Genomic DNA, 20,696 nt, shown 5'->3' with positions numbered 1-20,696 from the left:
GCCCGCTCCGAGGTCTACTCCGCTGCCAGCAGCATCTCGGTCTGGGCGGTCAGGCCCATGAAGCGTCGAACACGTTCGCCGGTCTGCTTGTTGCGTATGGCATACGGGCTGGCATCCAGCTGAACATTCCCGTTTTCCATGAAGATCACCCGATCGGAAATCGACATCGCGAAGTCCATCTCGTGGGTCACGATCAGCATGGTCATGCCTTCTTTGGCCAAATCGCGGATCACATTCAACACATCGCCCACCAGTTCCGGATCGAGGGCCGAAGTCGGTTCGTCGAACAGCATGATCTTCGGTTCCATGGCCAATGCCCGAGCAATCGCTACCCGTTGTTGCTGACCGCCGGAAAGCTGATGCGGATACTTGTGCGCGTGAGCCAGCAGTCCGACCTTGTCCAACAACGCATAGGCGCGTTGTTCACTCAAGGGTTTTGCGCTGCCGTGGAAGCGCGGCGCCAGAGTGATGTTGTCGAGAATGCAGCGATGGGGAAACAGGTTGAAGTTCTGGAAAACCATCCCGATATGCCGCACACCACTACGAACCCTGGCGCTGTTGGGGGTGTCGTTGGAACCGATGAAGCTTTCGCCAAATAGCATGATCTCGCCTTGATCAATACTTTCCAGTCCATTGATGGTGCGAATCAACGACGTTTTACCTGAGCCTGACGGGCCGATGATTGAAATCACCTGACCACTGCCGACAGTCAGGTCGATGCCCTTGAGCACTTCGTGATTGCCATAGCGCTTGTGGATCTTCTCCAGTTGTAGAACGGGTACCGCACCGCGATTGACCGGGAGGCCGGCAGTGCTGGTCAGCGGTTGGGATTGGGCCTTGAGTCGGCTTACGGCGGTTTCGTCTAGGGTTTGCGGCTTGCGTTGGTTCAGATCCAGATGGCGCTCCAGTCGCTGCAAAAACCAGCCGAACACGCTCACGATAAACACGTAATACACCGCTACCGCACCGAGGGTTTCCATGACCAGGAAGTTCTGCGCGTACAGGCGCTGGCCGACGGTGAGCAGTTCGGTCAGGGAGATCACCGAGATCAGCGACGTCAGTTTCACCACCGTGATGTATTCGTTGATCAAGGTCGGCAGGGAAATGCGAAAAGCCTGAGGAATCACGATCAAACGCTGCAAGCCCAGGAAGCCGATACCCAGCGCGCGCCCGGCCTCTTTCTGACCCTTGGCGACCGAAATCAGGCCACCGCGATGGATCTCTGCCATATACGCCGCTTCGGTGATCACCAGCGCGAACAACCCGGAGTAGAAGGGGTTGGACAGGACCGAGCCGGTCATCGGGAATAACTGCGGCAGGTTGTAGACGAAGACCACCAGCACCAGCAGCGGAATGCTGCGGAAGAACCAGATATAAGCGGTCGCCGGAAGTCTGAGCCAGACCGAAGTCGACAGTTTGGCCGAGGCCAGCAGAAAACCAAGAAGCATGCCGATGAACCAGGCCAGGGCACTGAGTTCGATTACGGTGACGCAGGCTTGCCAGAAGGCGGAGTCAGCGAACAGGGAGAAAAAGTACGTCCAATCGAATTGCATAAGTACCTCGAACCGCATTGAAATCTTCGCGGGTAAGCCGCTCCCGTGCTGGGAGCGGTACTTTTGTAGGCGCGTGCTGGCCCGCGAAGGGGCGTCGCCTTAGTTGGACGCTTCTTCCAGGTTGTACTTCTTCAGGATAGCTGCGTAGTCACCGCTTTTTTTCGCACCATCAAACGCCTTGAGCAGCGCCTGATAGGTCTCCTCGTTGCCTTTCTTGACGAAGATGCCGAGGGTTTGCGGATAGACCAGATGCTGGGAGGTGACCACCACACGACCGTTGGTGTGTTCGGCGATCATCTTCGCTGCGCCGGCGATTTCCATTTGGGCCTGGATGTTTTTCGACAGCAGGGCCTGGGTCACTTCCGGTGCCGACGGGAACTCGCTGACAGTGATGGCGCCCTTGTTGTTCGGCACGCAATAGTCGGTCGAGAGTTTCTTCAATTGAGCAACCCAGGTGGTGCCTTGTTCCAGCCCGACTTTCAGGCCGCAGAGGTCCTCCGGGGTTTGCGCATTCAGACCGCTGTCTTTCGGTGCCATGATTGCCGCGCCCGTCACCGCGTAGCCAATGGTCATCGCTTGAGTCTGACGCTCTGGCGTGATGTACATGCCGGAGATGATCGCGTCGTAGTGCCCGGAGTTCAGGCCGGAAATCAGATTGGGGAACTTGGTATCGACGAACTCCGCCTTGGCTTGCATCTGCTTGGCCAGGGCTTGAGCCAGTTCCGGATCGGAGCCGACGATATTCTTCTGGCTGTCATAGGATTCGAACGGCGGGTAGGTGATTTCCATGCCGATTTTCAACTGACCCGGTGTGGCGGCGGAAGCCATGCTGGCAGTTGCACAAAACAGGCTGGCGGCGAGCAGGGACAAACGGGCAGCACGGTTATTTTTGTAAAGCATTTTCGGTGACTCCGATTAGAAAGTAGTGGCCGACAGCAATGATCAGGACGGTTGTGTCTGATTTTTCAGGTGCCCGAAGCTCGAAGGCTTACGCGCCTTCTCCGGCAACGTTATTTCTCCGTTTTCCACCCGCTTGCGCAGGTATTGGTAAGTCTGCAGCGCCTGGCTGTACATGTGTTCGCCAATGGCGATCTGCTCATACTCTTGCCCGGTCTTGGCGAAACCTGGCAGGGGTTTGATCTGGGTATGGAAGTCGCAGGCATAGAACAGCGGGAAGGAGTAGCGCTCTTCGCTGACACTGCGGACACGGTGAGCCGTCGCAACGAATGCACCCGCGGTCATGACTTCGAGCATGTCGCCGATGTTCACCACGAACGCCCCTGGAATAGGCGGTGCATCGATCCACTGGCCAAGATTGTTCATCACCTCCAGCCCGGGTTTGTCTGCCAGCAAAATGGTGAAGCACTCGTAGTCGGTATGTGCACCAATCCCGGGCGCATCCTGAGCCGTGCCGTCGAACGGGTAGTGGATCAGCCGCAACTTCGAGGGCGGCCGGGTGACCATGCTGTCGAAATAGTCTTCCTCCAGGCCCAATGCCAGGGCGAAGCCCCCGAACAGCCGTCGACCGAGGGCGAAGATCGCGGCGTAGTAGGCCTGCACGGCTTCCTTGAAACCTGGCAGTGACGGCCATTCATTCGGCCCGAGCAGCGGCGTGTTAGCCAGCACCAGCGGATCGTTTTCCGGGACTTCGAAGCCGATGTCGAAGGCTTCCTTATGATCCGGTTTGCCCTTGGCGTAAACCTCTTCTCCTTCCGGGACAAAGCCCTTGTGGGTCTTCGAGGTGCCGATGTAGTGCTGCATCTTGGTGTCCAGGGACTGATCGAAATAGTCCTTGGCTGCCTGGCGCAAGTTGGTGATCAACTGCGGATCGATGCCATGGCTGGTGATATAGAGAAAGCCGACGTCACTGGCAGCCACCCCGAGCTGCTCTGCGACGACCAGCCGATGTTCCCGTTCGATGCTGAACAGACCGGCGATATCCACCACCGGAATGCTCTTGAAGTTCGCTTGGGGCGTAGTGTTATTGATCTGCTCGGACATGTTGCAAGCACCTCACGCGAGGGTTGAGTGATTGAAGCGATCGAAGTGTTCGCGCTCTGTGTTGGCCATCCAGATATTCAGCGACCACAGGTCGGCGACCGGCACATTGGTGAAGGGCAAGTGGTGCAAATAGCCGTCGGCACCGAACTCAGGCGTCAGGGTGCTGACCTGATAGCCGCGAGCCTGCTGGGAGTGCCAGATGGCTTCCCAGTGCTGTTGATGGAAGGCCAGTTCCCGGGCGTATTCCGGGGCGGCGGGATGGGGAACCTGCGGGCCTTGGTCATAGCCGACGCGGGCCTGGATATGGTGTACGCGCTCGACGAAGGCACTCAGGTCATCCGCCGGATCATTCAACAACCGCTCGCACGTCACGACCCAATGGCTGATGTCGCTGGTGAACCGCAGGTCGGGTAGCTGCCGGATCAGTTCAAGCGTCAGCCAAGGGTTGAACAGTGAACGTGAGCGGTGGGTTTCGAAGCTGCAGAATTGCCCGTGCTTGCGTGCAAGCGCCATGGCCTGGCCGAAGAACTCCACCTGCTGCGACAGCGGCCAACGGTCATTGCCGGCCAGCACATTGACGAAGCGTGGATTGAGCTCGGCAGCCCAAGCGAGCTTTTTGTCCAGGTCAAGAAGGTGTTCGGTGGGCGACGCGGATTGTTCCGGCAGCACGTCATAAGCGGTAAACACGGTGCTGATGTAAGCCAGTTCATTGGCTTTTAGAAAGGCGCCGAACTCGGTTCGTTCGCGGACGTCCAACGGCAGGCGAGCTTCCATGCCATCGAAGCCGGCTTCCAGCAACTCGTCGAGCGCCTGGGCCTTGCTCGCGCTATAGCCCCAGAGGGTACGAAATATTTCCAGTTTCATCGGTGAACCTCCACGACGCCTTCAACTACTCAAGGCTCGACGCCGGTGCATGACCGAATCGAGCTGTTATGGCAGTAGCAAAAGGTGTTCATGAGTCGGATCTCGGTGGATCCGCTCTCACTTACGTCGCTGTCAGCTTTTATTGTTATTAAGACCGCAGTGCGGTTACAGGTCACGTTGGTGCCGATGGTAGACATGGGGTGAAACAGAGAAAATAGGAAACCCCAAATTGTTACTTCAGGATTTTATAAACAAATAGGCGCCTATCAATACTCGCTGCTTTCGTGAGCATTTCACCGGATATGCTATCGTTGCGGCATCATCCATGACGATCAACGAGAATTCCCGCATGAAGCTGGCTGTCTGGACGACAGAACGCATTGCTGGCTGGAAGCAGCTGCTGGCCGGCCTTTTCTGTTTGTTGAGCCTTCCTGTATTCGCTGAGTTGCAGGCGCCACCGAGCATGGCTGATCAGCGCGCCATGTCGGTCACTCAAGTGGTGTTGGGAATCCTCAGCTACGCTCGCTGGCCGGTGGAGCCCGCGCAATTGCGTTTGTGCGTGGTCGGTCCCACCGAGTACACCGACGATTTAGTCAAAGGCACCACTCAAGCCACGGGGCGTCCGGTGGTCGTTCGGCGACTGTTGGCCAATTACCCGGCGATCGCCAGTGAGTGTGACGCAATCTACATCGGTAAACTGACCAATGAAGAGCGCAGCACGCTCTTCGCTTCTTTGACAGGCCATCCGGTGCTGAGTATCAGCGAGGGGGGCGATCAATGCACGGTAGGCAGCCTGTTCTGCCTGCGTGTCAGTGACCATCAAGTCTCGTTTGAGGTCAACCTCGACTCGGTAGCCCGCAGTGGTGTGCGCATTCACCCCAGCGTCTTGCAACTCTCTCGCCGTAAAGCGGCGGCCCCATGAACCTGTTCAGGTCCGGCAACCGCCCAACTTTGCAATCGGTCATTGGCCGTGGACACCTGATCGTTGCGCTGGTTGGCGTGGCCATGGCCAGTCTGTCCCTGACCTTGCTCGGGGTACTGGCCTTGCGGGTGTATGCCGATCACAACCTGCAGCTGATTGCCCGTTCGATCAATTACACGGTGGAAGCTGCAGTGGTGTTCAACGACAGCGCGGCGGCGACCGAAGCGCTGGCGCTGATCGCGTCCACAGAAGAAGTGGCCGATGCCCAGGTGTTCGATGAAAAGGGCCAACTGCTCGCTCGTTGGCAGCGACCGGAAACCGGTCTGGTTTCCGAATTGGAAATGCAGATCGCTCGATCGCTTCTGGAAAAGCCGATCAACATACCGATCCTCCATCAAGGTCAGGAAATCGGCAGCATCCTGCTGACCGGGCATGGCGGCAGTCTGATGCGCTTTTTGCTCAGCGGTCTGGCCGGGATTGTCTTGTGTACGGCGGTTAGCGCCTGGGTCGCGTTGTATCTGGCACGCCGTCAGCTACGCGGGATTACCGGCCCACTGCGCAGCCTTGCCGAGGTCGCTCACGCCGCGCGCCAGGAGCGGGTCCTCGATCGTCGTGTGCCGCCAGCACGCATTGCCGAACTCGACAGTCTGGGCAACGACTTCAATGCCTTGCTTGATGAGCTGGAGTCCTGGCAAACCCACCTGCAAAGCGAAAACGAAACGCTGGCCCACCAGGCCAGTCATGACAGCCTCACCGGTTTGCCGAATCGGGCGTTTTTCGAAGGTCGACTGATTCGCGCGTTACGTAATGCCAACAAACACGATGAACGGGTTGCCGTGCTGTTTCTCGATAGCGATCGGTTCAAGGGTATCAATGACAACTTCGGCCACGCTGCTGGCGATGCCGTGCTGGTTGCCGTGGCAACCCGAGTCCGGGCGCAATTGCGTGAAGAGGATCTGGTCGCCCGCTTGGGCGGTGACGAGTTTGCTGTGCTGTTGACGCCGTTGCACAAAACCGAAGACGCCGAACGAATTGCCGAAAAGATCATCGCCAGCATGGAGCTGCCGGTTCAGTTGCCAGGCGATACCCAGGTGTTGACCTCACTCAGCGTTGGCATTGCGATTTATCCTGATCATGGCGCCACACCCGGTACCCTGCTCGATGCCGCCGATGCGGCAATGTATCAAGCCAAACGCCTCGCCCGAGGCGGGCAATACACGGCAGGGTCGGAGCACCTTGTCGCCAATGTTCAAACCAGGAGTTAACAGCCTTGTTTTCACTGACCCAGCGTTCCCTGCGATTCTTTACCTTTACCTTGCTCATGGCCGTGCTGGCAGTGAGCGGTTGCCAGACCGCGCCGCAAAAAGGCCTCAGCCCGGCGCAGATCGTGGTGCTTAAACAGCAGGGTTTCGAATTGACCGAGGAGGGCTGGGCCTTCGGTTTGTCGGGCAAGGTGTTGTTTGGCAGCGACGTTGATCACTTGAACCCGCAAAGCACCGAAATCGTTGAGCGAATCGGCAAGGCATTGCACGGTGCCGGCATTGAGCGCGTGCGGGTCGATGGTCACACCGACGGGTCGGGTAAAGAGGCCTATAACGAGCAACTTTCCCTTCGCCGCGCCAAGAGTGTCGTCGCGGTGCTGACCAGCGTTGGCCTGCGTGAGGAGAACATTCGACTGCGCGGCCTTGGCAGCGCCGAGCCGGTGGCATCCAACACCACCACCGCCGGACGCACCGAGAATCGCCGGGTATCGATTGTGGTGATCGCGGACTAGTCGGCAAAGTGCTTCGTGCGGGTTTCCCCCATCAATAGCGCTTGATTCTGCTCAGTCACTTCACGGATGCATTTGCATGTCATAAGCCGGGTGTGTCCCGGTTTCTATCGACGTGCCTTAACTCTGATTCATTCGATAGACCATTGCGCTCCAGTAACGGTTGCCATTGCGTTTCTGGCGAGTCCATCCGGCAGCCTCCAACTGCTTGGCGATCATTCGATTCATGACTCCATGACCGAGCAACAGGACCGGGCCTGCGCTCGCAAGGGATCGAAGTTGTTGAGCGGCCTCGTTGGCCCGAATCTTGGCCTGACGGAAAGACTCGACCGTCCCTGAGAAGCCGCATAACCATGAGACTCGAAGGATAAATGCCCATGTAAACGGTGAAAGACGCGGCAGTGTCCAGCGGCCATGGGGCAGTTGCGCCTCGCAGAAAATCGCGTCTACCAGGGTGGGCTGAAGGCCCAACGCCCGAACGGATGTCAGAGCCCGAGGCGCACTGCTCGATACAATCACTTGGGCGGTAGCGGCCAGTTGCACACTCGCCTCTGGGGCGGGCTGGTTGATGATTTCGGATAGATTGTATTGCTCGATCCAGCGTTTCATATCAAGCGCTGAAACCTTGTTGGTCACGGCCAGATTCGGCTGCCCATGGCGCATCAGGATGATCTCCCTGCTCATGTGTTTACGTCCTTGTTTTACTGCCCCAGGAGTGCTGAAAATGCACCCGGCGGGCATTTGAAGCATGCTGATCGTGCCGGTGTAAACCGCACATTGAGGCGTGAGGTTATCATCTGGACGTTAGGTGAAGGGAGCGACATTTGCAGCTTGCGTGAACGAGCTCCATCCCCCCCCCAGCCCTTCGATGTCACAAGTTGCGTACCAATCCCTGTCATCGAGCCTTGGCAAAGGCCTGCTGACCTCGTTACGACGCCGCTACCTGATTCCTTGAAGGGCTGTCAGTCGGCGAAGTACATCGTTCGGGTTTCACCCATCAATAGTGCCTGATTCTGCTCGGTCACGGCGCGGATGTAGTCCCAGAGCAAAGTAATCCGCTTGAGCTTGCGCAGGTCCTCGCGGCAGTACATCCAGAATTGCCGGGTGATGTTGATTTCCTCCGGCAGCACCGGCAGCAGTCGTGGATCCTGGGCCGCCAGGAAGCAGGGCAGAATCGCCAGCGAGCGGCCTTGCTGCGCGGCCACGAATTGCGCAATTACGCTGGTGCTGCGCAGGTTGGCGCTGGCGCCGGGCAGTACATTCGCCAGGTACAGCAGCTCCGAGCTGAATGCCAGATCGTCGACATAACTGATGAACTGATGCTTGCCCAAATCTGCCGGGCGGCGGATGGGCGGGTGTTGGTCGAGGTAATCCTGGGTCGCGTACAGCTGCAAACGGTAGTCGCAGAGTTTGCAGCAGACGTAAGGGCCGTGTTCCGGGCGTTCCAAGGCGATGACAATATCTGCCTCGCGCTTGGACAAGCTGATGAAGTGCGGCAGCGGCAGGATATCCACCGAAATCGCCGGATAGGCATCGACGAAGTGGCTGAGCTGCGGGGTGATGAAAAAACTCCCGAAACCCTCGGTGCAGCCCATCCGCACATGGCCGGATAACGCCACGCCCGAGCCGGACACCTGCTCGCACGCCATGTGCAGCGTGCTTTCTATGGATTCGGCATAACCCAGTAAACGCTGGCCCTCGGCGGTCAATACAAAGCCATTGGTCCGTGATTTTTCGAACAACAATGTCCCCAATGCACCTTCCAGCGAACTGATCCGCCGTGACACGGTGGTGTAATCCACGGCCAGGCGTTTGGCAGCGCTGCTGGCCTTGCGGGTACGGGCGACCTCGAGGAAAAACTTCAGGTCGTCCCAGTTCAACGAGCCTAACGATGTGATGTTTTTTTGCATGTTGGACCGGATTTTATGTGCGTTCTTATTAGAAGTTTGCACATCTATACTCCAAAAACAGTCCGACAACCAATTCGCGACACACGCCTCATCACAAGGCGACTTTTCTCGCCTTGGCTCCCTGCATAACAACAAGTCCAGGAGACCGTCATGAACGCATCGCTCACGCCAGAAACCACTGTGCAAAAGGTCAAGCTGTTGATCGACGGCCAATGGGTCGAGTCCCAGACCACCGAATGGCACGACATCGTCAATCCGGCAACCCAGCAAGTGCTGGCTAAAGTACCGTTCGCTACGCCTGCGGAAGTCGACGCCGCGATCAGCGCCGCTCATCGTGCCTTCCAGACCTGGAAGCTGACACCGATTGGCGCGCGGATGCGCATCATGCTCAAGCTTCAGGCGTTGATTCGCGAGCACTCCAAGCGCATCGCCGTGGTCCTCAGCGCCGAGCAGGGCAAAACCATCGCCGATGCTGAAGGCGATATTTTCCGTGGCCTGGAAGTGGTCGAGCACGCGTGCTCCATCGGCAGCCTGCAAATGGGCGAATTCGCTGAAAACGTCGCGGGCGGTGTTGATACCTACACCCTGCGCCAACCGATCGGTGTCTGCGCCGGTATCACGCCGTTCAACTTCCCGGCGATGATCCCGCTGTGGATGTTCCCGATGGCCATCGCCTGCGGCAACACCTTTGTGCTCAAACCGTCCGAACAAGACCCGATGTCGACCATGCTGCTGGTGGAACTGGCCATCGAGGCGGGCATTCCAGCCGGCGTGCTCAACGTGGTTCACGGCGGCAAGGATGTGGTGGACGCGCTCTGCACCCACAAAGACATCAAGGCCGTATCGTTCGTCGGTTCGACGGCAGTCGGTACTCACGTCTACGACCTGGCCGGCAAACACGGCAAACGCGTGCAATCGATGATGGGCGCCAAGAACCACGCGGTGGTACTGCCCGATGCCAATCGTGAGCAAGCTCTCAATGCGCTGGTCGGTGCCGGCTTCGGCGCCGCCGGTCAACGCTGCATGGCCACCTCGGTGGTGGTGCTGGTGGGCGCGGCCAAGCAGTGGCTGCCAGACCTCAAGGCATTGGCGCAAAAACTCAAAGTGAATGCCGGCAGCGAGCCGGGCACTGACGTTGGTCCGGTGATTTCGAAACGGGCCAAGGCGCGGATTCTTGATCTGATCGAAAGCGGCATCAAGGAAGGCGCAAAACTGGAGCTCGATGGTCGTGATATCACCGTCCCCGGGTACGAAAAAGGCAACTTTGTCGGCCCGACCCTGTTCTCCGGCGTGACCACCGACATGCAGATCTACACCCAGGAAATCTTCGGTCCGGTGCTGGTGGTGCTGGAAGTCGACACCCTCGATCAGGCCATTGCGCTGGTCAACGCCAACCCGTTCGGTAACGGCACCGGCCTGTTCACCCAGAGCGGCGCCGCGGCGCGTAAATTTCAGAACGAAATCGACGTCGGTCAGGTTGGCATCAACATCCCGATCCCGGTGCCGGTTCCGTTCTTCAGCTTCACCGGCTCGCGCGGTTCCAAGCTTGGCGACCTCGGTCCGTATGGCAAGCAAGTGGTGCAGTTCTACACTCAAACCAAGACCGTCACCAGTCGCTGGTTCGACGATGACAGCGTCAATGACGGTGTGAACACAACCATCAATTTGCGTTAAGGAGCCGGACATGAAAATCGCTTTTATCGGTCTCGGCAACATGGGCGCGCCGATGGCGCGCAACCTGATCAAGGCTGGCCATTCGCTGAACCTGGTCGACCTGAACAAAGCCGTACTCGCAGAACTGGCGCAACTGGGCGGCACTATCAGCGCCACGGCGCGTGAGGCAGCCCAAGGCGCAGAACTGGTGATTACCATGCTGCCGGCCGCTGTCCACGTGCGTAGCGTCTGGCTGGGTGAAGATGGCGTGCTGGCCGGGATCGCCAAGGGCGTTCCCGCCGTGGATTGCAGCACCATCGACCCGCAGACCGCCCGCGATGTCGCCGCGGCGGCGGCCAAGCAAGGTGTGGCCATGGCGGATGCGCCGGTTTCCGGCGGCACCGGTGGCGCTGCGGCCGGGACGCTGACCTTCATGGTCGGCGCCACGCCGGAATTGTTCGCCACCCTGCAACCGGTACTGGCGCAGATGGGCCGCAACATTGTGCATTGCGGTGAAGTCGGCACCGGGCAAATCGCCAAGATCTGCAACAACCTGTTGTTGGCGATTTCCATGGTCGGCGTCAGCGAAGCCATGGCCCTGGGTGATGCCCTAGGCATCGACACCAAGGTGCTGGCGGGGATCATCAACAGTTCGACCGGTCGTTGCTGGAGTTCGGAGATGTACAACCCGTGGCCGGGTATCGTCGAAACAGCACCGGCGTCGCGTGGTTATACCGGTGGTTTTGGTGCCGAATTGATGCTCAAGGACCTGGGGCTGGCGACTGAAGCTGCACGTCAGGCGCATCAACCGGTGATGCTCGGCGCGGTGGCTCAGCAGCTGTATCAGGCGATGAGTCAGCGTGGCGAAGGCGGCAAGGATTTCTCGGCAATCATCAACAGCTATCGCAAACCCTGATAGGGGGGACGGGACTGTGGCGAGGGAGCTTGTCGGAACGCCGCAACGCCCCGCTCGGCTGCGAAGCAGTCGTCAATCCTGAACACGCGGCGTATCTGACAAGTCGCATTGGCCTCATGGGTCCGCTTCGCGAACCAGCGGGAGCAAGCTCCCTCGCCACAAAAGCCGCGCTCGCCACAAGTGCGGCGCATTCCAATAGATATCTTTCCGAGAGCCCACGTCGGGTGGGCTCTCGGTTTTTTATTGCTGAATCAGGCGAAAACGAAGTACTTGCGTACGGTCTCGACCACTTCCCACGTACCTTTCATGCCCGGCTCAATGACGAAAATATCACCCGCGCGCAGATGGATCGGTTCCATGCCGTCCGGGGTGATCACGCAGTAGCCTTCCTGGAAGTGGCAGTATTCCCACTTCACATACTCCACGTACCACTTGCCCGGTGTGCAGATCCAGGTGCCCATGATCTTGCTGCCGTCTTCGCTGGTGTAGGCGTTGAGGTTGACGGTGTGCGGGTCACCTTCGAGTTTCTCCCATTTGCAGGCATCAAGCACCGGCAGTGGATGGGTATCGCGAAGAACGGTAATGGGTTTGGACATGCTGACTCCGAGCGTTAGGCAGGACTGAAGTCGCACCCTATAGCGCCCGGCTCGGTGTCAGTTGTCTGTGCTCGACACTCAGCTGTCCAGAAACGCGCTATTGAGCAAACCCGCTCAAGCGGACATCCGGGAGTCCGATTCGCGCATTGAAATTTCCATCCGCTAAACTTCAAATTCTTGGCATTAAGTGCGAAACATTTGGGCGTTCCCGACGGATTTCGCAAGAATCTTCACAGGCATCACTCGTATCATTCACGCGAGAGTTGTCGAGAGCTATGCAATGAAAAAAACAATGTCGTGGTGGGATATCAGCCCGCCCTTGAGCACCGCAACACCGACGTGGCCGGGTGATACGCCGTTTCAGGAAGAGCGTGTCTGGACCTTCGGGCCTGAATGCCCGGTGAATGTCGGCCGCATCACCCTGTCCCCCCACACTGGCGCCCATGTCGATGCACCGTTACATTACAGCGCCGAAGGTGCAGCCATCGGCGATGTATCGCTGGATGTCTATATCGGGCCGTGTCGCGTCTTGCATTGTCTGGACAGCGGTCGCCTGGTTCAGCCGGGGCAACTGGAAGGACGCCTTGCCGATCTGCCCGAGCGCGTCTTGCTGCGCACTTATCAACAGGCGCCGCTGACGGCCTGGGATCCGGATTTCACGGCAGTCGCCAAGGAAACCGTCGACCTGCTGGCGAGCCTTGGCGTGCGGCTGATCGGTATCGATACGCCGTCGCTGGACCCTCAACAGTCCAAGACCATGGATTCGCACAACGCAGTGGCCCGCCATGGCATGGCGATTCTCGAAGGCATCGTGCTCGATGACGTGCCGGAAGGCGACTATGAACTGATTGCGCTGCCGCTGCGGTTTGCCAACCTGGACGCCAGTCCGGTCAGGGCTATTTTGCGTCCACTGAACAAACCGCCACTTGAGGAGCCTGCTCAATGAGCCAATGTCCCTATTCTTCAGATCAGTCACCTTCAAACCCGCCAGAAGAATGGCATAACGCCGAGCTGAATTTTTCCGACTCCATGAGCTACGGCGATTACCTAGATCTGGGGAAGATTCTCAGTGCCCAGCACCCCTTGTCGCCGGACCATAACGAGATGCTGTTCATCATCCAGCATCAGACGTCCGAGCTGTGGATGAAGCTGATGCTGCACGAGCTCAAGGCGGCTCGTGAGCATGTCAGGCTGGGCGAGTTGCCTCCGGCGTTCAAGATGCTGGCGCGGGTCTCGCGGATTTTCGATCAACTGGTGCATGCCTGGACGGTGTTGGCGACCATGACGCCGACCGAATACCACGCGATCCGGCCGTTTCTGGGCCAGTCATCGGGCTTCCAGTCGTTCCAGTACCGCGAGATCGAATTCATCCTCGGCAACAAAAGTGCAACGCTGTTGCGTCCGCATGCGCACCGGCCGGAACTGTTGGCGGAGCTGGAAAAGGCGATTGCCACGCCGTCGCTGTATGACGAGGCGATTCGGTTGATGGTCAGCGCAGGGTTGGCGATTGATCCGCAGCGCTTCGAGCGCGACCCGGCCAGCCCGACCGCTTATGACGCCTCGGTCGAAGCCGCCTGGCGTGTGGTCTACACCGACCCTTCGCAGTATTGGGACCTGTACCAGTTGGCGGAGAAACTGATCGACCTCGAGGACTCGTTCCGTCAATGGCGCTTCCGCCATGTCACCACGGTTGAGCGGATCATCGGCTTCCAACCGGGTACCGGCGGCACCGAAGGTGTGGGTTATCTGCGCAAGATGCTCGACACCGTGCTGTTTCCGGAGTTGTGGCGCGTGCGTTCGACCCTCTGACCCGAGATACAAAAAAGCCCCGGCACTCATCGAATGCCGGGGCTTTTTGTCGACTGGCTGAAGGCTATTAAGCGACCGACAACGCGCGAGTTCTGGCGACCCGAATCCGGTAGAACACGAACAGGATCAGCACCCAGACCGGGATCGCGTAGACCGACGCACGCACCCCAGGAATCAACAACATCACATAGATGATCATGGCCATGAACGCCAGGCACAGGTAATTGGTGTACGGCGACCAGAATGCCTTGAAGCCCGGGACGATGCCGCGTTGGCCCATGGCCTTGCGAAACTTCAGGTGCGTCAGGCTGATCATCGCCCAGTTGATCATCAACGAGGCGACCACCAGCGCGAACAGCAACTCAAGCGCTTCATGCGGGGCGACGTAGTTAACCAGCACGGACAACATCGTCATCAGCGCCGATACGCCCAGCGCCCGTAACGGCACGCCCCGTTTGTTCAGCTTCATCAGTGGCTTGGGGGCATCGCCCTGTTCCGCCAGGCCGTAGAGCATGCGGCTGTTGCAATAGACACAGCTGTTGTAGACCGAGAGTGCTGCGGTGAGCACCACAACGTTGAGGATCTGCGCCGCGGTGTCGCTGCCGATCAAGGCGAAAATCTGCACAAACGGACTGCCGCTGTAGGCATCGCCGGAAGCGCCCATTGTTTGTAGCAGTTGGTCCCACGGGTACAACGACAGCAGCACGGTGAGTGCGCCGACGTAGAAGATCAATACGCGGTAAACCACTTGGTTGATCGCCTTGGGAATGACTTTCCTCGGCTCGCTGGCTTCGGCGGCGGTGATGCCGACCAGTTCCAGGCCGCCAAAGGAGAACATGATGAACGCCATCGCCATCAGCAAACCGTTGGTGCCGTTGGGGAAGAAACCGCCGTGACTCCACAGGTTGCTCACCGAGGCCTGCGGACCGCCGGTGCCGCTGACCAGCATGTAGCAGCCGAGGGCGATCATGCCGATGATTGCCACGACCTTGATGATGGCGAACCAGAACTCCATTTCACCGAAGACTTTGACGTTCATCGTGTTGATCAGGTTGACCAGTACGAAGAACACCGCCGCGCTGACCCAGGTGGGGACCTCTGGCCACCAGAACTGCACGTACTTGCCGACGGCTGTCAGCTCCGCCATGCCCACCAGCACATACAGCACCCAGTAGTTCCAGCCGGACAGGAAGCCGGCAAAACTACCCCAGTAGTTGTGTGCGAAATGACTGAAGGACCCGGCGACCGGCTCCTCGACAATCATCTCTCCCAGTTGGCGCATGATCAGAAAGGCGATAAAACCGGCAATGGCATAGCCGAGGATCATCGACGGGCCGGCCGATTTGAGCACGCCGGCGGAGCCGAGAAACAGCCCTGTACCAATCGCGCCGCCCAGTGCGATCAGCTGAATATGCCTGTTTTTCAGCCCCCGCTTCAGTACGCCCTGTTGCTGTTGTTCATCCGCCATCTGGATACCTTCTAGTTGTTATGGTCAGGCTTTGTTGCAGGTCGACAGCTTATTCAATTGGCACGCGTTTGTGAGCCTCAGACGTTACTTTCAGTGAACTTTTCGTAATACAGCTGCACGTTGTCGAGGGTTTGGTCCTGCAACCAGCTCTTGATCGACTCAACCATCGGCGGTGGCCCGCAGACGTACATGTCGACTGCGGCATCGCGCAGTTCGCTGGCCTCGAAATGCTCGGCAATGTAGCCGCGTTTTCCCTCCCAGCCCGGTGACGGGTCGCTGACCACCGGCGTGTAGCGAAATCCTGGAATGCGGTGAGCATAGGCGCTGATCCGTTCGCCTTCGCACAGATCGGCCGCGTCCCGTACACCGTAGTACAAATGCACAGGCTGCTCGCAACCGCGCGCGACGATTTCGTCGAGCATCCCCAGCAGCGCGGACAGTCCGGTGCCGCCGGCCACCAGAATCAGCGGCCGGGCGATGTGGCGAAGATAAAACGCGCCCAACGGTGCCTCCAGAGCGATTTCATCGCCGACCTGGCAGCGCTCACGAATGTAATTGCTCATCACTCCGTCGGGTAACAGGCGAATCAGAAATTGCAGCTGATTGCTGCTGCTCGGGCGGTTGGCGAAGGAGTAGGAGCGCTTGCTCATGGTCCCTGGAATCAACAGGCGCGCATATTGCCCCGGCAGGAAATCCAGTGGCTGGGTGGCCGCGCCCAAATCCAGATGGAGGATCGCGGTGCTGGCCGAGACCTGACGCACATGCGTGACCGTACCGCTGAGTTGTTCAGGCCCCGCGGCATTGCACAGGCTGGAAGCAAAGTCGAAATAAAACGCGGCGTCGGACTTCACTCGGGTCTGACAAGTCAGCATTTTGCGTTGTTGCAGGTCGAGGCTGGAGAGGGCTTCCTCATCCACATAATCCTGGCTGTAGTCGCCGGATTCGCAGCGGCCCTGACAGGTTCCGCAGACACCCTCGCGGCAATCCAGCGGAATATTGATGCCGTTGCGCAGGGCGGCATCGAGCAATATTTCGTTGGCCTGCACGGGAAAAAACAGTGTTTTGCCGTCGGCAAAACTGAACGCGACCTTGTGGTTCATGCCCCGGTCTCCATAGCTTCAGAGGTGGTAGAAATCGAGCACCGAGTTGATGGTGTCGTTGAGCAGCAACACGTGTTTGCGGGTAATCAGCCAGCTGTCTGCGTGAGGCTTGAGGCGATAGGTCGCGTTCCCGTAGAACTGCTCGGAGGTGGCCAGGCGATAAAACAGGGTGTGCCAGTTCAGCCGCACCTCCAGCTCACCGGCTTCGAGTTCGCTGATCCGCACGTTGTTGATCAGGTGCAGGGTGCGCGGCATCGGCGTGGCCGAGGCAGCCTTGCCGGTGCGCAGGCGGAATACACGGTCTTCCAGGCCCGAGCGATTGGCGTAGTAGATCAACGACATTTCGCGCTTGGGGTCACGGGTGTAGACGTGTTCGGAGTCCCATTGCGGCAGGTGAAACTCACTCTGCTCGTCGAAGAGCTGGATGTAGGGGTCCCAGTCCTTGGCGTCGCAGAGTTCGGATTTACGGTAGAAAAACTGCTCGATCTGATACTGCAATTGCGGATTCATATTCACACCTCACGTAGCTTCAGGGATTTCGCGTCCAGGCCGTCGAGCAAGAACTTCTGCCAGTTGCTGTGCTGGTTGACGTAAAGCCCTTCGTGGGTGAATTCGGTGCCGGTCATGGCCGGTGCAATGCCGATCGCCTCGCTGTTGGGCGTGGCGCCGGTTGCCCACTGGTGGCTGCCGCGCGAGATATCGCTCCAGCGTTCCAGTCGTGCCTGGAAACCACGCTGGGCTTCGCGAAACTCCACCAGGTCATCCGGGGTGCCGAGTCCAGACACGTTGAAGAAATCTTCGAACTGGCGAATCCGGTTTTCCCGATCCGCGTCCGACTCGTTTTTCACACCCAGGCACTGGCTGATGATCTCGGTCTTGTTCCAGGCCACCGGACGGATGATCCGTAGCTGCGAGCTGATTTGATCGAGGAAAAACAGGCTGGGGTAGATGTTCAGGTTGCGCAGCCGATGCATCATCCATTCGGCTTTTTCCTGACCGTGTTCCTCGATCAGGCGCGGCATGATCGTCGCGTAGCCGGAACGCACCGTCGGGTTGGGCATGTCGCTGAACAGCACGCTGTGACCGTTGTTGAAGGCGAACCAGCCGTCGTCGGTATTGGCGTCGCCAGCCCCCAGCTTGCTGTAGTCGAGCGTGCCGCTGGCGCGGGTGCCGTTCTCGTTGTCGACCTGCTGGCGGTGTTGCACCGTGGCCACATAGTTATAGTGGACCGTGCTGACGTGATAGCCGTCCAGGCCGTTTTCGTTTTGCAGTTTCCAGTTGCCGTCGTAGGTGTAGGCCGACTTGCCGGGCAGTACTTCCAGCTCCCCGGTGGGCGATTGGGCGACCATCATGTCGAAGAACACTTTGGCATCGCCGAGGAAGTCTTCGAGGCTGTTATCGCCATGAACGTCCAGGCTGATGAAGACGAAGCCCTTGTAGCTCTGGATGCGGGCTTTTTTCAGGCCGCGTGTGGCTTTGTCGAAACCTTCCGGGTACTCGCCGGGGGCCTTGACCTTGACCAGGCGTCCGTCGCTTTTGTAGCACCAGGCGTGGAACGGGCAGGTAAACGTCGATTGGTTGCCTTTGCCGACGCGGGTCAATGTGGTGCCGCGATGCTGGCAAGCGTTGATCAGTGCGTTGAGTTGGCCGTCACCGTCACGGGTGATGATCATCGGCTGGCGACCGGCGCGCATCGTGATGAAGTCGTGGTTATTGGCCAGCTCGCTTTCGTGACAGGCGTAGATCCAGTTCTTCTCGAAGATCAGCTCCATCTCCAGATCGAACAGTTGCGGCTCGGTAAAGATATCCCGAGCGATGCGAAATACGCCTTCTGCCGGACGGAAGTCCAGGCAGCCTTCAATGAACGCTTTCCACTGCTCGACGCTTTTTTCGCCACTCATGGGTGTGCACCTTTTTTATTCGGGTCAATCGGTGCGCCCATTAGAGAGAGTGGGGCGGGCAGGGGTCTATCCGGTTTGTCGACGAAGGCAGTCCACAAAGTTCGGCGGCCGCTGGCTGCACTGCCCCTGTGGCGAGGGAGCTTGCTCCCGCTGGGTTGCGAAGCAGCCCTGAAGTCGGCAATTGCAATTTTTCAGATAGGACGCATCCGAAGGTTTTACGACTGCTGCGCCCGAGCGCGGACCGGTCGGCGGGAGCAAGTGCCTCTCACTGCGATCTTTGCGGGTAACACCCGCGTGTATCAAGGTGGGCAGCTAATACTCAAGACCCTGCACCATTCGATGAACGGCCGCCCCTGTTTGCAGCATTGAGGTACTGTCTTGGGCAGCCTTGAGCGTTGTTCGAGGGTGAGCCCCGGCTCCGGAACTGCCGCGTTATCCACTTAGTCGATGATTGCTATCCACCGGGTTGGCGCAGGCGTTCAGTGGTCTGGAACTTGCTCGGCTCAAGTCAGAGGTGCGCCGTCAGAGCGCGCGAGAAAAATATTGCCGTGGGTGCGCCGTGATGAGTAGCAAAGCCGATCCGCAGTTTCGCGATATTCGTATCGATCACTATGACCTTGAGGGCGCGCGGACCTGGATGTCAGGGATCTGCGGGCCGCACCGTCTCGAAACCTCGACGCCCGAACGTATCCGTTTTCATCACACGGCCAATGTGTTCAAGTCGATGGCCACGACCCTGGGCACTATCGAATACGGCACTGACGTGACCGTCGATATCGAAGACGCCGAGCATTTCAGCAGCTACAGCCTCAGCCTGCCTTTGGTCGGTGAGCAGGAGCTGAGCAAGAACGGCACGCTGCTCAAATCCAATCGCGATCAGGGCGTGATCATCTCCCCGAATGAAAACCAGATGCTGGCGATCTCCGGTGACTGCCGCAAGGTCCAGGTGGTGATCACTCGGGCGGCCATGAGCGAATCCCTTGAAGGGATGTTGCAGCGCCCGCTGGATGCGCCGCTGCGCTTTGAATCAGTGATGGATGCGGTGGACGGTGCGTCGGCCTCGTGGTGGCGCATGGCGCGGTATTTCATCGGCGAACTCGAGCGCAGCAGCGCACTGTTTGAGCAGGTCGTCTTCACGCGGGACATCGAAAGCTCGTTGATCAAAGGCCTGATCCTCGCCCAGCCGAACAATTACTCCGATGAGCTGCGGGAGGTGTTGGGGGTGAAATTGCCGCACTATCTGATCAGGGCCAAACAGTACATTCACGACAACGCTCGCGAAGCCGTGCACCTGGAAGACATCGAAGCGGCGGCCGGGGTTTCGCGGTTCAAGTTGTTCGAGGCATTCAGGAAGTACTTCGCCCTGTCGCCGATGGCTTATCTGAAAAAATACCGCTTGAATGCGGTGCGCCAGGACATTCTTGAACAGGGGCTGGCGCGCAATATCTCGGAGATTGCCATGGGCTGGGGGTTCACCCACATGGGGCGTTTTTCCGCCGAGTACCGCAAGTTGTTCGACGAAGCCCCGAGCGCAACCTTGCAGCGCAACGAGGCCCGGCGCATGCGCGGGCTTTGACGCAGAGGCAGTCAATAAGGCTTATTTGCGGGCGACCAGATCCAGTAGATCGTCGCGTTCCTTGATTTTCTGCAGGACGATTTCCGAGCGAATATCGGTGACACCCGCGGTGCGATTGAGCTTGTTGACGATGAAATCCGAGAAGTGTTTCAGGTTGCGCGCCTGAACCCGCAGCACATAGTTGCTGGCGCCGGTAATCACGTACGCGGTGGCGACTTCCGGCCACTCTTGCACCTTCTTGATAAAGGTCTCGTGCCAGTCCTCGACGTCCTGTCGCAATGACACATGGACGATGGCTTCCAGCTCGATGCCCAGCCGTTCGGCGTTCAGCACCGCGCGATAGCCGGTGATGATTCCCTCGCTTTCCAGCAGCCGCAAACGCCGCAGGCAAGCCGACGGCGACAGCGCAACTTTCTCCGCCAATTCCTGATTGCTGATACGCCCGTCCTGCTGCAAGTAATGCAGGATCCGCAGGTCTGTCGAGTCGAGGGTCATGGTTTGAATAAATCCGCGATTTTTGGAGTTGGATTCGAATTATCTTCGAGACAACTACTATATGGCCATCCACTTTGCACGAAAATTCTCCGAAGCTTCGTTCATTATTTGCTCATTGTGCCGGCGCAAAAATGCTGAAAACACCGCGGCATGTCATCTAG

General features: G+C 58.6%; 20 protein-coding genes. 8 read left to right on the top strand and 12 right to left on the bottom strand.

Going from position 1 to position 20,696, the window contains the following annotated elements; all coding sequences use genetic code 11:
• Positions 1 to 14: 14 nt before the first annotated feature.
• From AABM55_RS25335 to AABM55_RS25320, 4 genes are all read right to left on the bottom strand, one after another.
• Positions 15 to 1,553 (bottom strand): amino acid ABC transporter permease/ATP-binding protein, encoded by a 1,539-nt coding sequence (locus AABM55_RS25335; RefSeq protein ID WP_347928073.1) that lies wholly within the window; start codon positions 1,551 to 1,553, stop codon positions 15 to 17.
• A gap of 99 nt (positions 1,554 to 1,652) precedes the next feature.
• Positions 1,653 to 2,453 carry an ABC transporter substrate-binding protein gene (locus tag AABM55_RS25330; protein ID WP_054594136.1) on the bottom strand — a complete coding sequence of 267 codons (801 nt, stop codon included), beginning with the start codon at positions 2,451 to 2,453 and terminating at the stop codon, positions 1,653 to 1,655.
• Between the two features lie 42 nt (positions 2,454 to 2,495).
• The gene (locus tag AABM55_RS25325) at positions 2,496 to 3,554 is read right to left on the bottom strand and encodes a 2-oxoglutarate and iron-dependent oxygenase domain-containing protein (protein ID WP_347928072.1); all 1,059 of its coding nucleotides are present in this window, start codon (positions 3,552 to 3,554) and stop codon (positions 2,496 to 2,498) included.
• 12 nt (positions 3,555 to 3,566) lie between these two features.
• Positions 3,567 to 4,418: a sugar phosphate isomerase/epimerase gene (locus AABM55_RS25320; RefSeq protein WP_054594134.1), complete on the bottom strand. Its 852-nt coding sequence runs from the start codon at positions 4,416 to 4,418 to the stop codon at positions 3,567 to 3,569.
• A gap of 349 nt (positions 4,419 to 4,767) precedes the next feature.
• On the opposite strand from AABM55_RS25320, the gene AABM55_RS25315 reads away from it, so the two are divergent.
• From AABM55_RS25315 to AABM55_RS25305, 3 genes are read left to right on the top strand one after another with little or no spacing between them, the layout of a single operon-like run.
• Positions 4,768 to 5,340, top strand: a complete 573-nt coding sequence (locus AABM55_RS25315; protein ID WP_347928071.1) for a YfiR family protein — start codon at positions 4,768 to 4,770, stop codon at positions 5,338 to 5,340.
• Positions 5,337 to 6,605, top strand: a complete 1,269-nt coding sequence (locus AABM55_RS25310) for a diguanylate cyclase (RefSeq protein WP_054594132.1) — start codon at positions 5,337 to 5,339, stop codon at positions 6,603 to 6,605. The genes AABM55_RS25315 and AABM55_RS25310 overlap by 4 nt, the downstream gene beginning before the upstream one ends.
• 5 nt (positions 6,606 to 6,610) lie before the next feature.
• Positions 6,611 to 7,114 carry an OmpA family protein gene (locus AABM55_RS25305; RefSeq protein WP_347928070.1) on the top strand — a complete coding sequence of 168 codons (504 nt, stop codon included), beginning with the start codon at positions 6,611 to 6,613 and terminating at the stop codon, positions 7,112 to 7,114.
• 117 nt (positions 7,115 to 7,231) lie between these two features.
• Here AABM55_RS25305 and AABM55_RS25300 read toward each other — a convergent pair whose 3' ends face one another.
• On the bottom strand, positions 7,232 to 7,795 hold the full coding sequence (locus tag AABM55_RS25300) for a histidine phosphatase family protein (RefSeq protein ID WP_054594130.1): 564 nt from the start codon (positions 7,793 to 7,795) through the stop codon (positions 7,232 to 7,234).
• A 278-nt stretch (positions 7,796 to 8,073) separates the two neighbouring features.
• Complete coding sequence (locus tag AABM55_RS25295) at positions 8,074 to 9,021, bottom strand: LysR family transcriptional regulator (RefSeq protein ID WP_347928069.1); 948 nt, start codon at positions 9,019 to 9,021, stop codon at positions 8,074 to 8,076.
• A 150-nt stretch (positions 9,022 to 9,171) separates the two neighbouring features.
• Here AABM55_RS25295 and AABM55_RS25290 point away from each other — a divergent pair, with 150 nt between their 5' ends.
• On the top strand, positions 9,172 to 10,695 hold the full coding sequence (locus tag AABM55_RS25290; protein ID WP_054594128.1) for a CoA-acylating methylmalonate-semialdehyde dehydrogenase: 1,524 nt from the start codon (positions 9,172 to 9,174) through the stop codon (positions 10,693 to 10,695).
• A 10-nt stretch (positions 10,696 to 10,705) separates the two neighbouring features.
• Positions 10,706 to 11,590, top strand: coding sequence for a 3-hydroxyisobutyrate dehydrogenase (gene mmsB / locus AABM55_RS25285; protein ID WP_103319002.1), 885 nt, complete (start codon positions 10,706 to 10,708; stop codon positions 11,588 to 11,590).
• A gap of 251 nt (positions 11,591 to 11,841) precedes the next feature.
• Here mmsB and AABM55_RS25280 read toward each other — a convergent pair whose 3' ends face one another.
• A complete protein-coding gene (locus tag AABM55_RS25280) occupies positions 11,842 to 12,186 on the bottom strand; it encodes a cupin domain-containing protein (RefSeq protein WP_019691702.1) in 345 nt (114 codons plus the stop codon).
• A gap of 280 nt (positions 12,187 to 12,466) precedes the next feature.
• Here AABM55_RS25280 and kynB point away from each other — a divergent pair, with 280 nt between their 5' ends.
• Complete coding sequence (gene kynB, locus AABM55_RS25275; protein ID WP_347928067.1) at positions 12,467 to 13,132, top strand: arylformamidase; 666 nt, start codon at positions 12,467 to 12,469, stop codon at positions 13,130 to 13,132.
• Positions 13,129 to 13,995, top strand: coding sequence for a tryptophan 2,3-dioxygenase (kynA, locus tag AABM55_RS25270; RefSeq protein WP_103318995.1), 867 nt, complete (start codon positions 13,129 to 13,131; stop codon positions 13,993 to 13,995). Before kynB ends, kynA begins: the two co-directional genes overlap by 4 nt.
• 67 nt (positions 13,996 to 14,062) lie before the next feature.
• On the opposite strand, the gene AABM55_RS25265 is transcribed toward kynA, so the two are convergent.
• From AABM55_RS25265 to antA, 4 genes are all read right to left on the bottom strand, one after another.
• The gene (locus AABM55_RS25265) at positions 14,063 to 15,463 is read right to left on the bottom strand and encodes an amino acid permease (protein ID WP_347928066.1); all 1,401 of its coding nucleotides are present in this window, start codon (positions 15,461 to 15,463) and stop codon (positions 14,063 to 14,065) included.
• A 77-nt stretch (positions 15,464 to 15,540) separates the two neighbouring features.
• Positions 15,541 to 16,563, bottom strand: coding sequence for an anthranilate 1,2-dioxygenase electron transfer component AntC (gene antC / locus AABM55_RS25260; protein WP_347928065.1), 1,023 nt, complete (start codon positions 16,561 to 16,563; stop codon positions 15,541 to 15,543).
• Positions 16,564 to 16,581: 18 nt separating this feature from the next.
• Complete coding sequence (gene antB, locus AABM55_RS25255) at positions 16,582 to 17,073, bottom strand: anthranilate 1,2-dioxygenase small subunit (RefSeq protein WP_347928064.1); 492 nt, start codon at positions 17,071 to 17,073, stop codon at positions 16,582 to 16,584.
• A 2-nt stretch (positions 17,074 to 17,075) separates the two neighbouring features.
• Complete coding sequence (gene antA / locus AABM55_RS25250) at positions 17,076 to 18,464, bottom strand: anthranilate 1,2-dioxygenase large subunit (RefSeq protein WP_347928063.1); 1,389 nt, start codon at positions 18,462 to 18,464, stop codon at positions 17,076 to 17,078.
• A 562-nt stretch (positions 18,465 to 19,026) separates the two neighbouring features.
• On the opposite strand from antA, the gene AABM55_RS25245 reads away from it, so the two are divergent.
• Positions 19,027 to 20,040 (top strand): AraC family transcriptional regulator, encoded by a 1,014-nt coding sequence (locus AABM55_RS25245; protein WP_347928062.1) that lies wholly within the window; start codon positions 19,027 to 19,029, stop codon positions 20,038 to 20,040.
• A gap of 21 nt (positions 20,041 to 20,061) precedes the next feature.
• Here AABM55_RS25245 and AABM55_RS25240 read toward each other — a convergent pair whose 3' ends face one another.
• Positions 20,062 to 20,535, bottom strand: a complete 474-nt coding sequence (locus tag AABM55_RS25240; protein WP_054594119.1) for an Lrp/AsnC family transcriptional regulator — start codon at positions 20,533 to 20,535, stop codon at positions 20,062 to 20,064.
• Between the last annotated feature and the right edge of the window lie 161 nt (positions 20,536 to 20,696).

Origin of the sequence: Pseudomonas helvetica, assembly GCF_039908645.1 — a bacterium.
In the GTDB taxonomy this organism is placed as follows: domain Bacteria; phylum Pseudomonadota; class Gammaproteobacteria; order Pseudomonadales; family Pseudomonadaceae; genus Aquipseudomonas; species Aquipseudomonas helvetica.
Note: the sequence above shows the minus strand (reverse complement) of the source record. Positions and strands in the feature narration are given on the sequence as shown.

Bases quoted from the DNA above. Each gene is read 5' to 3' on its own strand.
- AABM55_RS25335 (WP_347928073.1), bottom strand. From the start codon at position 1,553: ATGCAATTCGATTGGACGTACTTTTTCTCCCTGTTCGCTGACTCCGCC.
- AABM55_RS25330 (WP_054594136.1), bottom strand. From the start codon at position 2,453: ATGCTTTACAAAAATAACCGTGCTGCCCGTTTGTCCCTGCTCGCCGCC.
- AABM55_RS25325 (WP_347928072.1), bottom strand. From the start codon at position 3,554: ATGTCCGAGCAGATCAATAACACTACGCCCCAAGCGAACTTCAAGAGC.
- AABM55_RS25320 (WP_054594134.1), bottom strand. From the start codon at position 4,418: ATGAAACTGGAAATATTTCGTACCCTCTGGGGCTATAGCGCGAGCAAG.
- AABM55_RS25315 (WP_347928071.1), top strand. From the start codon at position 4,768: ATGAAGCTGGCTGTCTGGACGACAGAACGCATTGCTGGCTGGAAGCAG.
- AABM55_RS25310 (WP_054594132.1), top strand. From the start codon at position 5,337: ATGAACCTGTTCAGGTCCGGCAACCGCCCAACTTTGCAATCGGTCATT.
- AABM55_RS25300 (WP_054594130.1), bottom strand. From the start codon at position 7,795: ATGAGCAGGGAGATCATCCTGATGCGCCATGGGCAGCCGAATCTGGCC.
- AABM55_RS25295 (WP_347928069.1), bottom strand. From the start codon at position 9,021: ATGCAAAAAAACATCACATCGTTAGGCTCGTTGAACTGGGACGACCTG.
- AABM55_RS25290 (WP_054594128.1), top strand. From the start codon at position 9,172: ATGAACGCATCGCTCACGCCAGAAACCACTGTGCAAAAGGTCAAGCTG.
- mmsB (WP_103319002.1), top strand. From the start codon at position 10,706: ATGAAAATCGCTTTTATCGGTCTCGGCAACATGGGCGCGCCGATGGCG.
- AABM55_RS25280 (WP_019691702.1), bottom strand. From the start codon at position 12,186: ATGTCCAAACCCATTACCGTTCTTCGCGATACCCATCCACTGCCGGTG.
- kynB (WP_347928067.1), top strand. From the start codon at position 12,467: ATGAAAAAAACAATGTCGTGGTGGGATATCAGCCCGCCCTTGAGCACC.
- kynA (WP_103318995.1), top strand. From the start codon at position 13,129: ATGAGCCAATGTCCCTATTCTTCAGATCAGTCACCTTCAAACCCGCCA.
- AABM55_RS25265 (WP_347928066.1), bottom strand. From the start codon at position 15,463: ATGGCGGATGAACAACAGCAACAGGGCGTACTGAAGCGGGGGCTGAAA.
- antC (WP_347928065.1), bottom strand. From the start codon at position 16,563: ATGAACCACAAGGTCGCGTTCAGTTTTGCCGACGGCAAAACACTGTTT.
- antB (WP_347928064.1), bottom strand. From the start codon at position 17,073: ATGAATCCGCAATTGCAGTATCAGATCGAGCAGTTTTTCTACCGTAAA.
- antA (WP_347928063.1), bottom strand. From the start codon at position 18,464: ATGAGTGGCGAAAAAAGCGTCGAGCAGTGGAAAGCGTTCATTGAAGGC.
- AABM55_RS25245 (WP_347928062.1), top strand. From the start codon at position 19,027: ATGAGTAGCAAAGCCGATCCGCAGTTTCGCGATATTCGTATCGATCAC.
- AABM55_RS25240 (WP_054594119.1), bottom strand. From the start codon at position 20,535: ATGACCCTCGACTCGACAGACCTGCGGATCCTGCATTACTTGCAGCAG.